Annotated in this window: 1 protein-coding gene; it reads right to left on the bottom strand. The window is 72.2% G+C overall.

Annotation, left to right across the window (positions count from 1 at the left end):
- Positions 1-277, bottom strand: a 277-nt coding sequence (locus HKX41_11310) for a helix-turn-helix transcriptional regulator (protein ID NNC24719.1), incomplete at both ends; no start/stop codon positions are given.

Raw genomic sequence — 277 nt, 5'->3', positions numbered from 1 at the left:
GAGAAGCCCAGGTCCAGGCTCAGCGCGCTGAGGTCCTCGTACTCGCCGAGCAGATCCAAGGCCCGCGCCAGCCGCAGACGCAGCTGATAGCGATACAGCGGCAGCCCTTCCACGCGCTGGAACACCTGGGTCAGGTAGACCGGCGATACCCCGACCTCGGCGGCGATCTCGGCCAGGGTCCAGCGCCGCGACAGGTCGCTGACCAACACCAGCTTGGCCCGCTCGACCAGCCGCTGCTGGCCGGCGCTGGCGCCGGCCGCGTGCGCGGTGCGCGGGC

Source organism: Salifodinibacter halophilus, from assembly GCA_012999515.1.
GTDB lineage: Bacteria > Pseudomonadota > Gammaproteobacteria > Nevskiales > Salinisphaeraceae > Salifodinibacter > Salifodinibacter halophilus.
Note: the sequence above shows the minus strand (reverse complement) of the source record. Positions and strands in the feature narration are given on the sequence as shown.